13 protein-coding genes are annotated in these 15239 nt (G+C 49.9%); 6 read left to right on the top strand and 7 right to left on the bottom strand.

The window, feature by feature from the left end; translation table 11 throughout:
• Together MES37_RS19895 and MES37_RS19890 are read left to right on the top strand one after the other, a co-directional pair.
• Positions 1–1781 (top strand): EAL domain-containing protein (locus MES37_RS19895; protein WP_237932479.1); only part of this gene is annotated, 1781 nt, incomplete at its 5' end.
• Positions 1782–1990: 209 nt separating this feature from the next.
• Complete coding sequence (locus MES37_RS19890; RefSeq protein ID WP_443107673.1) at positions 1991–3463, top strand: diguanylate cyclase; 1473 nt, start codon at positions 1991–1993, stop codon at positions 3461–3463.
• Between the two features lie 44 nt (positions 3464–3507).
• Here the strand turns inward: MES37_RS19890 and MES37_RS19885 are convergent, their stop codons facing one another.
• Positions 3508–4695 carry a NupC/NupG family nucleoside CNT transporter gene (locus MES37_RS19885; protein WP_064544614.1) on the bottom strand — a complete coding sequence of 396 codons (1188 nt, stop codon included), beginning with the start codon at positions 4693–4695 and terminating at the stop codon, positions 3508–3510.
• Between the two features lie 280 nt (positions 4696–4975).
• Here MES37_RS19885 and MES37_RS24985 point away from each other — a divergent pair, with 280 nt between their 5' ends.
• Together MES37_RS24985 and MES37_RS19880 are read left to right on the top strand one after the other, a co-directional pair.
• Positions 4976–5053 carry a hypothetical protein gene (locus MES37_RS24985; protein ID WP_422387212.1) on the top strand — a complete coding sequence of 26 codons (78 nt, stop codon included), beginning with the start codon at positions 4976–4978 and terminating at the stop codon, positions 5051–5053.
• Positions 5046–6284, top strand: coding sequence for an Nramp family divalent metal transporter (locus MES37_RS19880; RefSeq protein ID WP_064544616.1), 1239 nt, complete (start codon positions 5046–5048; stop codon positions 6282–6284). Before MES37_RS24985 ends, MES37_RS19880 begins: the two co-directional genes overlap by 8 nt.
• 42 nt (positions 6285–6326) lie before the next feature.
• Here MES37_RS19880 and MES37_RS19875 read toward each other — a convergent pair whose 3' ends face one another.
• Both MES37_RS19875 and mgrA read right to left on the bottom strand, forming a co-directional pair.
• Positions 6327–6683 carry a DUF2502 domain-containing protein gene (locus tag MES37_RS19875; RefSeq protein ID WP_064544618.1) on the bottom strand — a complete coding sequence of 119 codons (357 nt, stop codon included), beginning with the start codon at positions 6681–6683 and terminating at the stop codon, positions 6327–6329.
• Between the two features lie 152 nt (positions 6684–6835).
• Positions 6836–7825: an L-glyceraldehyde 3-phosphate reductase gene (mgrA, locus tag MES37_RS19870; RefSeq protein ID WP_237932477.1), complete on the bottom strand. Its 990-nt coding sequence runs from the start codon at positions 7823–7825 to the stop codon at positions 6836–6838.
• Between the two features lie 182 nt (positions 7826–8007).
• Between mgrA and MES37_RS19865 the strand changes: the two genes are divergently transcribed.
• Positions 8008–9666: an alpha-keto acid decarboxylase family protein gene (locus MES37_RS19865; RefSeq protein ID WP_121815137.1), complete on the top strand. Its 1659-nt coding sequence runs from the start codon at positions 8008–8010 to the stop codon at positions 9664–9666.
• A 63-nt stretch (positions 9667–9729) separates the two neighbouring features.
• Here the strand turns inward: MES37_RS19865 and MES37_RS19860 are convergent, their stop codons facing one another.
• A complete protein-coding gene (locus tag MES37_RS19860; protein ID WP_121815138.1) occupies positions 9730–10962 on the bottom strand; it encodes an ion channel protein in 1233 nt (410 codons plus the stop codon).
• Between the two features lie 220 nt (positions 10963–11182).
• Here MES37_RS19860 and glk point away from each other — a divergent pair, with 220 nt between their 5' ends.
• On the top strand, positions 11183–12148 hold the full coding sequence (glk, locus tag MES37_RS19855) for a glucokinase (protein WP_064544626.1): 966 nt from the start codon (positions 11183–11185) through the stop codon (positions 12146–12148).
• A 30-nt stretch (positions 12149–12178) separates the two neighbouring features.
• Here the strand turns inward: glk and MES37_RS19850 are convergent, their stop codons facing one another.
• The 3 genes from MES37_RS19850 to MES37_RS19840 all read right to left on the bottom strand — a co-directional run.
• Positions 12179–12910 (bottom strand): LytR/AlgR family response regulator transcription factor, encoded by a 732-nt coding sequence (locus MES37_RS19850; RefSeq protein ID WP_064544627.1) that lies wholly within the window; start codon positions 12908–12910, stop codon positions 12179–12181.
• A complete protein-coding gene (locus tag MES37_RS19845) occupies positions 12907–14613 on the bottom strand; it encodes a sensor histidine kinase (RefSeq protein WP_232886266.1) in 1707 nt (568 codons plus the stop codon). The genes MES37_RS19850 and MES37_RS19845 overlap by 4 nt, the downstream gene beginning before the upstream one ends.
• A 344-nt stretch (positions 14614–14957) precedes the next feature.
• On the bottom strand, positions 14958–15239 hold a 282-nt coding region (locus MES37_RS19840), incomplete at its 5' end, for a hypothetical protein (RefSeq protein ID WP_237932474.1).

Raw genomic sequence — 15239 nt, 5'->3', positions numbered from 1 at the left:
TTTCCGGAATATATATTCATTTTCCTGCTCGGGTTGCAGCGTATTTCGGTGATAACTCACTTATTTTCATGGTGGTCGATTTCCAAAGCCTGGTTGCCGCATCGCTTATTTTTACCCCTTTATTCTATTACCCATTAAGGATGATCCTGAATCCTTATTATGCGCGCGCATTCTGGCTCCGTTGTGTGGTGCGTGATTTTGTTGGGCCGCGCCGTTGTTACTCCTGGACTTGGGTCTTTTGCTTAATAACTCTGCTGGGGGTTTTGTGTTCCTCCTGGGGGGTTCTGCAGGTTTCTGGCTATCTGGTACCGGTCATCTTCGTGCTATTTGCTCTCGGAATCCGCCATTTCGGCCCGCGTATCATGGGGCTAATGTGGGCGATTTCTGCATGGTTATTGCTGACCTATAACGATGGTTTCCTGTATGGGGTAAATACTGAATTTGCTCTGTCCTTTATTCTCTCGGTATTTATCTCATTTAGCGTCTGTATGGTGTATATGACGTCGATGTTCAAGAAAAATGAGTGGATGAAGCGTATTTATCGTTCGCAAGCCCTGACTGACCCCTTAACTCAGTTACCGAATATTCGTGCGCTGGAACATCATGTGCAATGTTATCCAAAAGGGACGTTGTGTTGCTTGCGTATGTCTAATCTGGAATTTTTAAGTCGCCATTATGGCATGATGATGCGTATTGACTGTAAACGTATTATCACCAGCCAATTAACCCCTTTGCTACATCAAGGTGAACAGGTATTTCAATTACCTGGCAGTGAATTATTAATATTTTTACATACTCAGGATGCTGCTGCACGACTCGGCAATATGGTCGATACACTCAATAGTAAACAAATAAAATGGCATAACACTATGCTGGACATTGAGTACAGTGCATCTTATAGCGCTATCGATAATGACCTTGTTGAATTACACCATACATTAGGGCAATTAAGTTATCTGTCTGAACAGGCTTGTGCCAGCAGGCGTGTGCTAAGTCTGAATACCCGAATTGAAGATGTTTCAGGCCAGACGACAGATCGCGTTTTACTTCTGCAAAAAATTAAACATGCTTTGAATGATGAACAATCTTTTGTGCTGTATGCCCAACCCGTTATGAACGTGCAGGGGAAGGGCTATCACGAAATACTCAGTCGTTTAATATTAGATGGCGAAGTTATTACGCCGGATAAGTTTATTCCTGTGATCACTGAATTTAACCTCAGTACCTGCTTCGACATGCTAATCATGAAGAAACTGGTGAGTTTCCTGCAGCAACATGCTGTTGAAAGCCAACAACCGCGTTTTTCTGTCAATCTTATGCCACTGACGTTAATGCAAAAAGATATCGCTCATGACATTGTTTCCTTGTTTGCTGAATATCAGGTGCCAACCTGCAGTGTAATTATTGAAGTTACTGAGGAACAGGCATTTTCAGAATCAGAAATCTCAATGCAGAACATCACGCTGCTGCGTGAAAGCGGCTTTAAAATTGCTATTGATGACTTTGGCACTGGCTATGCCAATTACGAAAGACTCAAACGGCTTCATGCGGACATTATCAAGATTGATGGGTGTTTCATCAAAGACATCACATCGGACTCGCTTGATCCGCTGATTGTTAAATCAATATGTGACATGGCACAAGCGAAGCAACTCAGTGTCGTTGCCGAGTTTGTTGAAACTGAAGAACAGCGCACCCTTTTGCTTAGCCTTGGCGTAGAGTTTTTACAAGGTTATCTGATTGGCAAACCAGAGCCTCTTAATACAGTCCATACTTTTTAAGGTAGCAGTATGTTGCGAGCATCTGATCACAGGACTTTATTGTGAGCACTTCCAGAGCGAATAGATTCCGTTTACCGTTGGCCAACACACTGCGTGTTATTCATCTGTGCTTTATTTTTGTTTTTGTCCTGACCGCCATATTGTTCTGGCAGCAAGGGCAGTTGTTTAGCCAGGGTTATCGCACCGGGCAGTTAAGCCACCTGGAAAGCGTGATTGCGCGGCTTGAAAGCAGAGCACAATACAAGGTTGATAATCTTCGCTATTTAAAACGAATTTTTATTGAAGCGATGGATGATCCGATTTTTCCTGGTAGCCCGGTGGCTCCCTGGGAAGTCAATGAGAATGCGATTCAAAGGCCACTATGGATAGGCGAGTTACCCCTGCCTGATACTGTCACTGAAGATGAAGCTTTTCAGGGCAAAGAATCACAGGAAGTGCGTAATCAACTCAATGGGTTGCGTAAAATACAGGGGCTTTTCCCGCTGGCAACCGGGGAACATGAACTGCTTGCCGATTTGTACTATATCTCGCGTGAAGGTGAATTTATCGCCTCTTTATCGCAAGAAGTTAACGAGCAACTGATCAATAGTTATAACCCGCACGAAAAGCAGGGTAGTTTCGTATTGGCTTCACCGCTTTTGAATCCCCGGCGCGCACCGTTCTGGACGCGGCAAAACATCGCTAACAGCGATGAGACAGTGATCAACGCGGCGATACCAGTCGATTTTGGTGGTGAATGGGTCGGATTGTTGGGCATTGCATTTGATAATCAGTCAGTACAGAAATTTCTTGCCTCTTCATTACCTGAAGGGACGCAAAGTGCCTACCGATTATATGATGAGCAGTTAAAACCGCTGACAAAAGCGGTGGGTGCGGAAAACAACGTACAGCTGAACGTGGAGCAGAAGAAAACCATTCTCAAGATGTTGATTGATAAACCGCGCGGCACTTTCCGTTCCGGGTCGGTATTTATCACTTTTGGTAAGCTGAGAGGGACACACTCGGTTCTGGTGAGCACCCAAACCCTGAGCCAGGGGCTGCACGAAGATTTTGGGCGATTCAGTCTACTTCTCGTCACGATGTTTTTGATTTTTGTGCTTTCTCTTTTAGGAGCACATCGCATTATTTGCCGCCTGGTGGGCAATATGGGCAATTTACAACGTGAAATGCAGCATCATGCGCTTCACGATGATTTGACCGGAGTACTTAACCGGCGTGGTTTCTTCGAGAAAACATCGCAAGTCAGCCCTAATTATGTCGATTACACCCTTGTTCTATTGGATCTCGATCACTTTAAAAAAGTCAATGATATGTATGGACACCAGGTCGGTGACAATGTGTTGATCCACGCCACTGGGCGTATCCAGCGTGCCATACGTAAACAGGATATTTTGGGGCGTATAGGCGGTGAGGAGTTTTGTATTTACCTGCCAAACTCTGACCTTAAAACCGGGATCAAGGTGGCGACACGTATCAAATGGGAGCTTGAGTCATCGGCGCTGATTCTTGAAGATGGCTCGCAGTTACCTGTTACCGCATCGCTGGGTGTCGCGTCGTATCGCGAGCATCCTGAATACATGCTTGAGCAGATCCAATCCCTTGCGGATATGCGTATGTACAGGGCCAAAGCACGCGGAAGAAATCAGGTGTGTTGGTTGGGTGAAGATAAATTTCAGGCATAAAAAAACCGAGGCGTAAGCCTCGGTTTTTGTTTGTAGCGTCAGGATTACAAGAACAGGCCTGCAATAGAAGCAGACAGAATGCTCACAAGCGTTGCGCCATAAACCAATTTCAAGCCGAAGCGAGAAACCACATTACCTTGTTCTTCGTTCAGGCCTTTAATCGCACCAGCGATAATCCCGATAGAAGAGAAGTTAGCAAACGACACCAGGAACACAGACAGGATACCTTCCGCACGTGGGGAGAGCGTACCCGCCAGTTTTTGCAGATCCAGCATCGCAACGAATTCGTTCGATACCAGTTTGGTTGCCATGATACTGCCAACCTGCAGGGCTTCATGTGAAGGAACACCCATCACCCAGGCTATTGGATAGAAGATGTAACCCAGAATGCCCTGGAAGGAGATACCGAAGATAGCTGCAAACAGTGCGTTCAATGCAGAGATCAAAGCGATAAAGCCAATCAGCATTGCGGCAACGATAATCGCAACTTTAAAACCTGCCAGGATATATTCACCGAGCATTTCGAAGAAACTTTGACCTTCGTGCAGATTAGACATCTGCAGGTTTTCTTCGCTCTCTTCAACACGGTATGGGTTGATAAGAGATAACACGATGAAGGTACTGAACATGTTCAATACCAGCGCTGCGACCACATATTTAGGTTCGAGCATCGTCATATAAGCGCCGACAATCGACATGGACACAGTAGACATGGCCGTAGCGGACATTGTGTACATGCGGTTGCGGGACATCTTACCGAGAATATCCTTATAGGCGATAAAGTTCTCTGACTGTCCCAAAATCAGTGAGCTTACGGCGTTAAAGGATTCCAGTTTACCCATACCATTCACTTTAGACAGAAGGGTACCGATAAAGCGGATAACAATTGGCAGCACGCGAATGTGTTGCAAAATACCAATCAGCGCAGAGATAAAGACGATTGGGCAAAGTACTTTCAGGAAGAAGAAGGCGAGTCCTTCGTCATTCATCTTACCGAATACAAAGTTTGTCCCTTCATTAGCGAACGACAGGAGTTTCTCAAACATTTCTGAGAAGCCTCTCACGAAGCCCAGGCCCACTTCTGAGTTCAGGAAGAACCAGGCGAGAATGAGTTCGATCACTAACAATTGAACGATAAAGCGAATACGGATCTGCTTACGATTGCTGCTGAGCAACAAAGCAAGCAACGCAACCACGGCAAGCGCTAAAACAAAATGCAGAACGCGGGACATATTTGCTCCAAATATTATGAGGCAGGTTTAATTTCGTTGCACATTCTATGTAACAAGCAATAAGAAAACGAGAGCAATCGCACACTATAGTAATGACATGTGACCAATCTCAAAATTAGTGATCAACCATACATTTCTGCTATGTTAAGTAAAGAAGGTAAAAGTTGCGTCAATGCACATATCTTCATAATAGTTGTTGTCTTCATTGTGGTTCGTTAATCGGCGCCTAAAAATCCCTCATTGTTTCAAACTATAGAAGAAATCAGTTTTTGTCCCTTAAATGAATTTGATAATCATTCTCACTTTTGCTAGCTTGAAACATAGCAAAGGCTATATCTCAGAGGCAGATGATGACTAATACTCGCGTTGAAAATAGTGGTACTCGCACAGCGCGCAGATTACGCCTGGCGTTGATGGGGCCGGCTTTTATTGCTGCCATTGGTTATATCGACCCTGGTAACTTTGCCACCAACATCCAGGCGGGGGCCAGCTTTGGCTATAAATTGCTGTGGGTGGTGGTCTGGGCCAACCTGATGGCGATGCTCATCCAAATCTTGTCTGCAAAACTCGGCATCGCGACCGGTAAAAATCTTGCCGAACAGATTCGCGACCATTATCCGCGCCCGGTCGTCTGGCTTTACTGGGTACAAGCCGAAATTATTGCCATGGCGACAGATCTCGCCGAATTCATTGGTGCGGCGATTGGTTTTAAATTAATCCTCGGTGTTTCTTTATTGCAGGGCGCGGTGCTGACAGGTATTGCCACGTTCTTAATCTTGATGCTGCAACGGCGCGGCCAAAAACCACTCGAAAAAGTGATTGGCGGGTTATTGCTATTTGTCGCAGCCGCTTACATTGTCGAACTCATTTTCTCACAGCCTAAACTGGTGGAACTAGGCAAGGGGATGTTGATCCCGAGCCTGCCAAACAGCGAAGCGGTATTTCTGGCGGCGGGTGTGCTTGGCGCCACCATCATGCCGCACGTTATCTATCTGCACTCGTCGCTCACCCAACATTTACATGGTGGCAATCGGGCCGAACGCTATTCAGCGACCAAATGGGATGTGGCGATAGCAATGACCATCGCCGGATTTGTTAACCTGGCGATGATGGCCACCGCCGCCGCGGCATTTCACTTCACGGGCCATACCGGTGTTGCTGACCTCGACGAAGCTTATCTCACACTGCAACCGTTGCTCAGTCACTCGGCGGCTACCATCTTTGGTTTAAGCTTAGTTGCTGCGGGTTTGTCGTCTACTGTGGTGGGGACGTTAGCCGGGCAAGTGGTGATGCAGGGCTTCGTGCGTTTTTATATCCCGCTATGGGTTCGCCGCTCCGTGACCATGGCACCGTCATTCATTGTGATTCTGATGGGGCTTGATCCCACTCGCATCCTGGTGATGAGCCAGGTATTACTCAGTTTCGGGATTGCCCTGGCACTGGTTCCACTGCTGATTTTTACCAGCAATGACAAACTGATGGGCGATTTAGTCAATACACGCGTCGTGAAAACAACGGGGTGGGTGATTGTGGCGATAGTGGTTGCGTTGAATTTGTGGCTGCTGATTGGGACGGTGTTGGGGCTGTAAGAGTGAAAACGGTGGGGGTGATAATCCCCCCACCGTTAAGTATTAGTGGCGATGACCGCCGCCGTGACCATGTCCACGGCCACCACGTCCTGGGCCGCGATGGTCGTCCCGGTCATTCCAGCCCGCGCGGTAGCCCTTCTCAAAGCTGCTACGGCCACGGTCTTTATACCAGCCACGATGGTAACCATTGTCATGACGGTGCCAACCGCGATCGCGCCATTCATAGTTACGATGCCAGTAATCGCGGTCCCTCCAGCCGCCACCATCCCAGTAATTACCGCGATAATCCTGATCGCCAATTTGAAGCTTCACCGACGGCAGCAGGGTGATTTCGCCCGCATTCGCCATCATCGGTACAGATGCCAGTAATGCAATCGCAAGAATCAGTGACCTGAACATACTCTCTCCTCATACACGGTAACCGCCAGGGCGGCTTGTTATCCGTATAGTAAGTTGTGGTAACTAAGTGTTTCATCGCCACAACTCCTAATTCGCAGGGTAGAGCACTTTTTGCTAATTTAGTTTAACAATTGACCATTCAATGTTAACGGTTACACTAAAATTTCTTCGATCTCGGCAAGCTCTGCGGCGCTGAAATGACGATTTGCTAACATCCCCACCGCATCATCAATTTGGCTGGTCTTACTTGCACCAATCAGAACCGATGTCACTGCGTCACCACGCAGTACCCACGCCAGCGCCATCTGCGAAAGCTTCTGCCCACGACGTTGTGCTATCGCATTCAATTTACGCACTTTTTCCAGTTTTACCTCGGTGAGTTGCTCAGCATTAAGGAACTTGCTGTCACTGGCTGCGCGGGAATCGGCAGGGATGCCGTCCAAATAACGATCGGTCAACTGGCCGCCTGCGAGAGGCGAAAACGCGATACTGCCGACGCCTTTCTCTTGCAGCACATCCAGCAAACCGCCTTCAACCCAACGCTCAAACATCGAATAACGAGGCTGGTGGATCAGGCATGGTGTACCCAGATCGTTCAAAATATCAATGGCTTGAGCAGCCAGTTCTGCCGGATAGTTTGAAATGCCGACATACAGCGCTTTGCCCTGGCGCACTACGCTATCCAGCGCGCGCATCGTCTCTTCAAGCGGGGTCTCCGGGTCCGGACGGTGATGATAGAAGATATCGACATACTCAAGCCCCATGCGCTTCAGGCTCTGATCAAGGCTGGAAATCAGATACTTACGAGAACCCCAGTCACCGTAAGGCCCATCCCACATGGTGTATCCCGCTTTTGACGAAATAATCAGTTCGTCACGATATGGAAGGAAATCTTCACGCAGGATGCGGCCAAAGTTTTCTTCTGCCGAACCTGGAGGTGGCCCGTAGTTATTCGCCAAGTCCAGATGGGTAATACCGCAATCAAAAGCACGGTGTAATAACTGGCGGCTGTTAGCCAGAAGCGTGGTGTCGCCAAAGTTGTGCCACAGGCCCAGCGAAATCGCCGGGAGTTTTAAACCGCTGCGTCCACAACGACGATATTCCATTGATTCATAACGTGCAGAATTTGCCTGATAGACCATGTTGGTTCCTTCGTCAGTAAAAATACCCAATTTAGTGTATACGTTTTCACAAGGTTTCTGGCTATCAGACTACACCGCAGTTAAGTGTAAATCCTTCTTTCCATAGCCTTATTCGCGTGGATTCTCGACAGCGATCACATATGCCCAATACTCACTGTAAGCCCTCTGAGAAGGAATGCGTCATGACTTACCGTGTAGCGGACTATATTCTCGACCGATTCACCGAAGCCGGGATCAACCATTTATTTGGTGTCCCAGGTGACTACAACCTACAGTTTTTGGATAGCGTGATTGAAAACCCGACTCTAGCCTGGGTTGGATGTGCCAACGAACTGAACGCCGCTTACGCCGCTGACGGTTATGCGCGTTGTAATGGTGCCGCCGCGTTACTCACCACCTTTGGCGTGGGTGAATTAAGCGCAATAAACGGCATCGCCGGAAGTTACGCCGAATACTTACCGGTTATCCATGTGGTGGGCGCGCCCTGCCTTGGGGCACAACGGCGCGGCGAATTGCTGCACCACACATTAGGTGACGGCGATTTTTGCCATTTTGCCAGAATGGCGCAGGAGGTGACGGTGGCTCAGGCTTCGCTCACACCGGAAAACGCCTGTTACGAAATTGACCGTGTTTTACAACAAGCCCTCACGCAACGCCGTCCGGGTTATTTGCTGCTCCCCAGCGATGTCTCCCAGGCTCCAGCCATTCGCCCGACTCAACCTCTGTTCGCTGTGCAATCAGGTTGCGATCCGGCATTGCTGGCCGAATTCCGCGCCTGTGCCCAGGAACGCCTCGCAGAAAGCCGAAGCGTGGCGTTATTGGCTGATTTCCTGGCGCTGCGCTTTGGGCAACAAAAAGCGCTGCAGCAATGGATGGACGACACCCCGATGCCTCATGCCACCATGCTGATGGGCAAAGGGTTATTTGATGAAGGCCAGCAAGGGTTTGTCGGAACCTACAGCGCCTCGGCCAGCGATGAAAAAGTGAAGCACGCTATTGAACGCGCTGAGCTGGTCATCTGCGCCGGCGTCAAATTCACCGACACGCTCACCGCCGGGTTCACGCAACACCTCACCGAACAACAAACTATCGACATTCAGCCACACGCCACACGCATTGGTGACCGTTGGTTCAGTGGCATTGCGATGGCGCAAGCCGTTGAGGTGCTGCATCAGCTGTGTAAACACCAGGTTTCCGGTTGGCCGGTGCCACAACAAAAGCCGCCTGCGTTACCCTCCACCACCAACGGAACGCTGGACCAGCACGCCTTCTGGCAATTAATGCAAAACTTCCTGCAAGCGGGGGACATCGTGCTGGCCGACCAGGGAACCGCCGCTTTTGGTGCCGCGACGCTGACCTTGCCTGCAGGTGTGACCTTTATCGCTCAGCCGCTCTGGGGCTCGATTGGTTTTACCCTCCCGGCGGCATTTGGCGCACAAACTGCCTGCCCAAATCGGCGTGTGATACTGCTGGTAGGGGACGGTTCGGCACAACTGACTATTCAGGAAATGGGGTCGATGCTGCGTGACCAGCAGCGGCCAGTGATCTTCTTGCTTAATAATGATGGTTACACGGTTGAGCGGGCGATACATGGCGCGGAGCAGCGCTATAACGACATTGCGCCATGGAACTGGACGCAAATCCCGCAAGCGATGAATGTTCACAATCCGGCGCAATGCTGGCGAGTAACCGAACCGGTGCAGTTAGAAGACGTGATGCAGAAGGTGGCAAAAGCAGAACGACTTACGCTTGTGGAAGTCGTCCTGCCGAAACAGGATATACCCGAATTGTTGCATGCCATCACAACATCGCTGGCAAAACGCAATGCCGCACGAGACTGATGACTGGCCTCTTCGTAGGTCTGATAAGCGATAGCGTCATCCGACAAAACAGGTAACGCAGAGCTACACTTTCGGTTTCTCGGCCATCATCACCGGTTTACCCGCCAGCAGCAGCCAGGCGGGTAACATCACGATGCACAGCAGAGGCAGCAACTTGATATCTGGCACGATTGCCATTGCCATAAACAGGCTAAGCCAACCATCTCGAGTCACCACCAACACCAGGCCAAGGACGGCACATGACAGGGTAATTGCTGCCGGAACCGCTTCGACATGCTGATGGAGCATCATCCCCAGCGCAACCCCGACAAACACCACCGGGAAAATCCGTCCGCCACGGAATCCGCAGGCTGAGGCAACCACCAGCGCGGCCAGTTTTACCACCACAAACATGAACAGGGTTGCCACGGAAAAACTCCCGGCGGTCAGCTGGCGCATTTCATCCAGCCCCTTGAACAGTGTGACTTCGCCGCCAATCAGCCCTAATACCCCTAACAGAAAACCGCCGGTGCCAAGAATAAACACCGGGTGCTTGAGCTGGTGAATCATGCGATGCGCACGCGGCAAACACCAGACGGCGACCATCCCCAATGCAATCGCGATAGTCGCTACCACGGCTCCACTGAAGATATCCACCACGCGCAATTCCGTATATTGCAGCACCGGTATCGAGAAATCAGGCTGGAAGAACAAATCGGTGGTCATGGCTCCGGCAGCGGCGGCCATCAGCGGGGCGAAAAGCCGGTCCCACAACGGTACATCGTTGCTGCTGTTCAGCGTTTGCGAAAACACTAACGCTGCCGCAACTGGCGTACCAAATAGCGCACCGATGGTTCCTGCTGCGGCGAGAATAGTCCAGTCGAGCGCGGCGACTTTAGGCAATAAACGCGCACCAATCGCCACCGCCAGCGCAATATTCACCGACATAATAGGGTGTTCCGGCCCGAGGCTAACCCCACCGGCAAGCCCCAGCAGCAGCGCAATAATCAGACCTGGTAGCACCATCACCGGTACCGGCGAGCCAATCAACGGCTCTGTTGCCGGATCGGGCCCCGCGTGGCCTGGCATATAGCGCACCACCAACCCAACCGCGATGCCGGTGACGGTCAGCATCAAAAGAATCCACATCGGGGAGTTCATATTGAGGTCGAAATTGGCGGGCAGGGTAACCCACAGGTATTTTTGCAAAACCGCAGCGACTTTCATCACTACAATCAATACCAGACTGGAACAAACCCCAATGATTAACGCTGGGACAGAAAGAACCAGCATGGTTCTGGCTCGCGGATGGAGCATAAATTTTCCTTACTCTAAATTTATTCAGCGCAAATCGTCGCGGCAAACCCTCTGCCTGATTAGTTTTAAGCCACTGTGCAATACGGGCTGAAACGCTCAAGCTAATCTGTGACGAAGATCGATAATCCCAAGGCACTTCTCATCTGGTCGTTGTTGTTTAGGCTAGCTAATTTTACAGTGATGCCAGATCTTATTTTGACTTTAGCGGAGCAGTGAAAGAATGACAAAATATGCTTTGGTGGGAGATGTAGGCGGCACCAATGCGCGTCTGGCACTGTGCAACGTTGAAAATGGTGACATCACCCAGGCAAAAACCTATTCGGGCCTCGATTTCCCAAGCCTGGAAGCGGTGGTGGCGCATTATCTCAAAGAGCACAATGTCGCCGTGACTGACGGTTGTATCGCCATTGCATGCCCGATTACTGGCGATTGGGTGGCAATGACCAACCATACCTGGGCATTCTCTACCGCCGAGATGAAAAAGAACCTCGGCTTTGAACATCTGGAGATTATCAACGACTTTACCGCCGTTTCCATGGCTATTCCGGCGCTCAAAAAAGAGCACCTGATCAAGTTTGGTGGCGATGAGCCAGTCGAAGGCAAACCGATTGCGGTTTATGGTGCTGGCACCGGGCTTGGCGTCGCACATCTTGTTCACGTCGATAAACGCTGGGTGAGCCTGCCGGGTGAAGGCGGTCACGTCGATTTTGCGCCAAACAGCGAAGAAGAGGGGATTATCCTCGAAGAACTGCGTACCGAAATCGGCCACGTTTCTGCAGAACGTGTGCTTTCCGGCCCCGGTTTAGTGAATTTGTATCGCGCGATTGTTAAATCAGACGGGCGTGAACCAGAAAACTATAAACCGAAAGACATTACCGAAAAGGCTGTTGAAGACACGTGCACCGACTGCCGTCGTGCCTTGTCGCTGTTCTGCGTCATCCTCGGGCGCTTTGGCGGTAACCTAGCGTTAAACCTTGGGACGTTTGGCGGCGTGTACATTGCGGGCGGTATCGTGCCACGTTTCCTCGAATTCTTTAAAGCTTCCGGTTTCCGTGGCGGTTTTGAAGACAAAGGGCGTTTCAAAGAATACGTGCACAACATTCCGGTGTATTTGATTGTTCACGATCAACCAGGATTGCTGGGCGCTGGCGCGCATTTGCGCCAAACGCTGGGGCAGGTTCTGTAATCCCATCGGGCGCAAATTCTTGCGCCCGTTTTACAAACGCATCAACTGGCGAAACTCTTTCACTTTGCTACGACTCACCGGCACCTGAAATTCCAAATCCTGCAAACGCAAAATATAGGTATTGTTAAACCACGGTTCTATCTCACGGATTTTACTCAGGTTAACGCAATATGAGCGATGGCAACGGAAGAAATGGCTTTCCGGCAGGCGATGGCAAAACTCAGTGATGTTCATCGACATGACATACGCTTCACGTCGCGTGTACACAAAGGTCATTTTCTCGTGCGCTTCGGCGTAATAAATATCGTTAACATCGGTAACGATAATCCGCTCATCTTTCACCAAATTAACCGTCAACGCTTCACGCCCCGGGGTGTTAGCAGCGGCAGGGGCGTTTTGTTGCTGGAAAGCGGCTTCCAGCTTTTGCAGCATCCCAATAATGCGCGACTCTTGATACGGCTTGAGAATGTAGTCGAAAGCCTCCAGCTCAAACGCCTCCACTGCATGTTCTTTCCAGGCGGTGATAAACACAATAAACGGCTTATGGGCAAACTTACTGATGTTTTGCGCCAGCAACACGCCATCTAAAGAGGGGATGTTGATGTCGAGAAAAATAGCATCAACTTCATGATGTTGCAGATAACGCAGCACATCCATGCCGTCATCAAAGGTGCCCACCACTTCCATCTGGCTGTGCTCTTTGATAAGCCAGTTAAGCTCCTGCTGAGCCAGGACTTCATCTTCTACGATGAGGACTTTCATAGATTACCTCCTTGTTGCGGCAATAAAGGTGGAACGGTACTGGCGGCGTGAGGCACATAAAATGCAATCTCAGTGCCTGGCTCAAGGCGACGAATATGCAGGCCTTCACCGTAGAGTAATTTTACGCGGTGATGCACATTCAACAGGCCGATTTTATTGCCCGGCATTTCGTTGGCCTCCACGCGTTCAATCACCAGCGGATCAATACCGTTACCGGTGTCGCGCACCGCAATTCGCACGCGATTACCGCTCTCCTCAACGCTGATGGTCACCACGCCTTTGCCTTTACATGGCTGTATCCCGTGGACAATCGCATTCTCAACCAGCGGTTGGATCAGCAGGCTGGGGATCAGGCAATTCACCTCTTCATCAATGTGATAAATCACCGTCAGCTTGTCGCCAAAACGTGCCTGCTCAATGGCGATGTAATCCTTTATCTGATACAGCTCTCTTTTAATATCGATCTGTTCATCGTCTTTTAATTCAATGTTGTAGCGCAAATAGCGCGACAAGTTATAAATCAACTGGCGTGCGGTATCGGGATTCATGCGAATAGACGAGGATATCGCGTTCAGGGCATTGAACAGAAAATGAGGGTTAATTTTGCTTTGCAGCGCGCGTAGTTCGGCTTTATTTGCCATTTCGCGCAACTGCTCGGCACGGGAAACTTCCAGTTGGGTGGAAATAATCTGCGAAAGCCCGACTGCCATCTCCTGCAAAGTAGAGGTAATTTGATGAGCATGGCGGTAATAGATTTTCAGCGTGCCGGTGACGACACCTTTTTCCCATAACGGAATAATAATCAGCGAGTGAATTTCCGGGGTGCGATAAGCCTCATCATCGTTACGGATAATGATTTTTCCTTCGCGCAGCGCCAGTTGGGTGCGTGGGCTAATCCCATTATCATTCTGTTTATAATTGCTTTCCCCAAAACCCACGTAGGCTAACACTTTCTCTTTATCGGTAATGGCTACCGCGTCGGCGTTAATATCCTCGCGGATAATATTACACACCTGGCGCAGCGATTCGCTGTTCACCTTGCGGAACAACGGCAGCGTTTTATTGGCAATATCCAGCGCCAGCTTGGCCTGACGCGCGGCGCTGGCCTCTTTCTCACCTTCAACACTTTGCACCAGCAACACAATAAAGCCGATGGAAACGGTGCCGACAATCATCGGAATACCGATTTTCGACACAATATCGATGCCCAGTGAAACAGACGGCGCCCACAGCACCACTAAAACCATGGTCATGGTTTCGCACAACATCCCGGCAATAATCCCCACCCGCCAATGCTGAGCTTTCGGTATTTTGCGGTTTATCCAACCGGCAATACAACCGGCGACAATACTGGTTATCAGGCAAGGAACGGCGGTAATCCCACCGATATCAATCAGATAACGATGAAGCCCGGCGATAATACCGGTAATAATACCGACCCACGGCCCAAATAAGATCCCGCCCGCCATCACGGCGATAATCCGCACGTTAACCAGCGAACCTTCAACATGCACGCCGGACCAGGTGCTGAACAGGGCAAACATCGAGAAAATAGCGGTGACGGCCAGTAACTCTTTCGGCGTGTGGGCATTCTTATGCAACAACTCGCGGAACAGGCGGATGCGGATTAAAAAGAACAGGCAAATAAGCATCAGCGCCGCTCGGTCAAACACCGCCAGCAGCATATTAAAAATTTCGTGCACGGGTAACTCGCGTGACCAGGAATGGAAGGGCAATGATAAGGAAATTACTGAGTGGTTACCAGAAACGTGGATTTTTGGGACATGGCAAACTGGACTATCCCCTCTCCCTGGGGAGCTGTCTCTTATACACAACTCATCCTGGTTATCTTGTCAGGGTGAGATCTGTAAGCCCTGCAGGTTTTCCGTTCACCCGTGTGTTCAGTTATCTCTTTAATTCCCGCAAACGGTGAACGTATCAAGGGGTTAACGCCAACCCCTTGATAATCCAGGCGCCCGGCAAATCAATCGCCGCTGCGCGGTAAACACCGTTTTTTACCCAACATTCGCGGTCGTTCGCGACTCGTTTATTCGGCACATCCCTGTACCGAACCACTTCGTGGCCAACGCAAGCGTTGTTCAAAAATGTTCCTGACATTTTTAGTCAGACGATCGCTCTCTGGTGTTGTTCCCGACAACACCACCCCGACTGAAGGGCGAAAAATGGTGCGATTGAAGCCGAGAACAAGGTCAAAACCGCTCTGGCTTTTGACTTTGACCTTGAATTTCGGGTCCGGCTTAAATCGCCTCCATTTTGACTCCAGGTGGCAGGGTCCAGCCGTCGGGAACGGCTGGAGGGCGCGATCGTC

Origin of the sequence: Buttiauxella sp. S19-1 (assembly GCF_022134725.1) — a bacterium.
Lineage (GTDB): Bacteria > Pseudomonadota > Gammaproteobacteria > Enterobacterales > Enterobacteriaceae > Buttiauxella > Buttiauxella ferragutiae.
The sequence above is the reverse complement of the archived record's forward strand: the minus strand, read 5'-3'. Positions and strand labels throughout refer to the sequence as shown.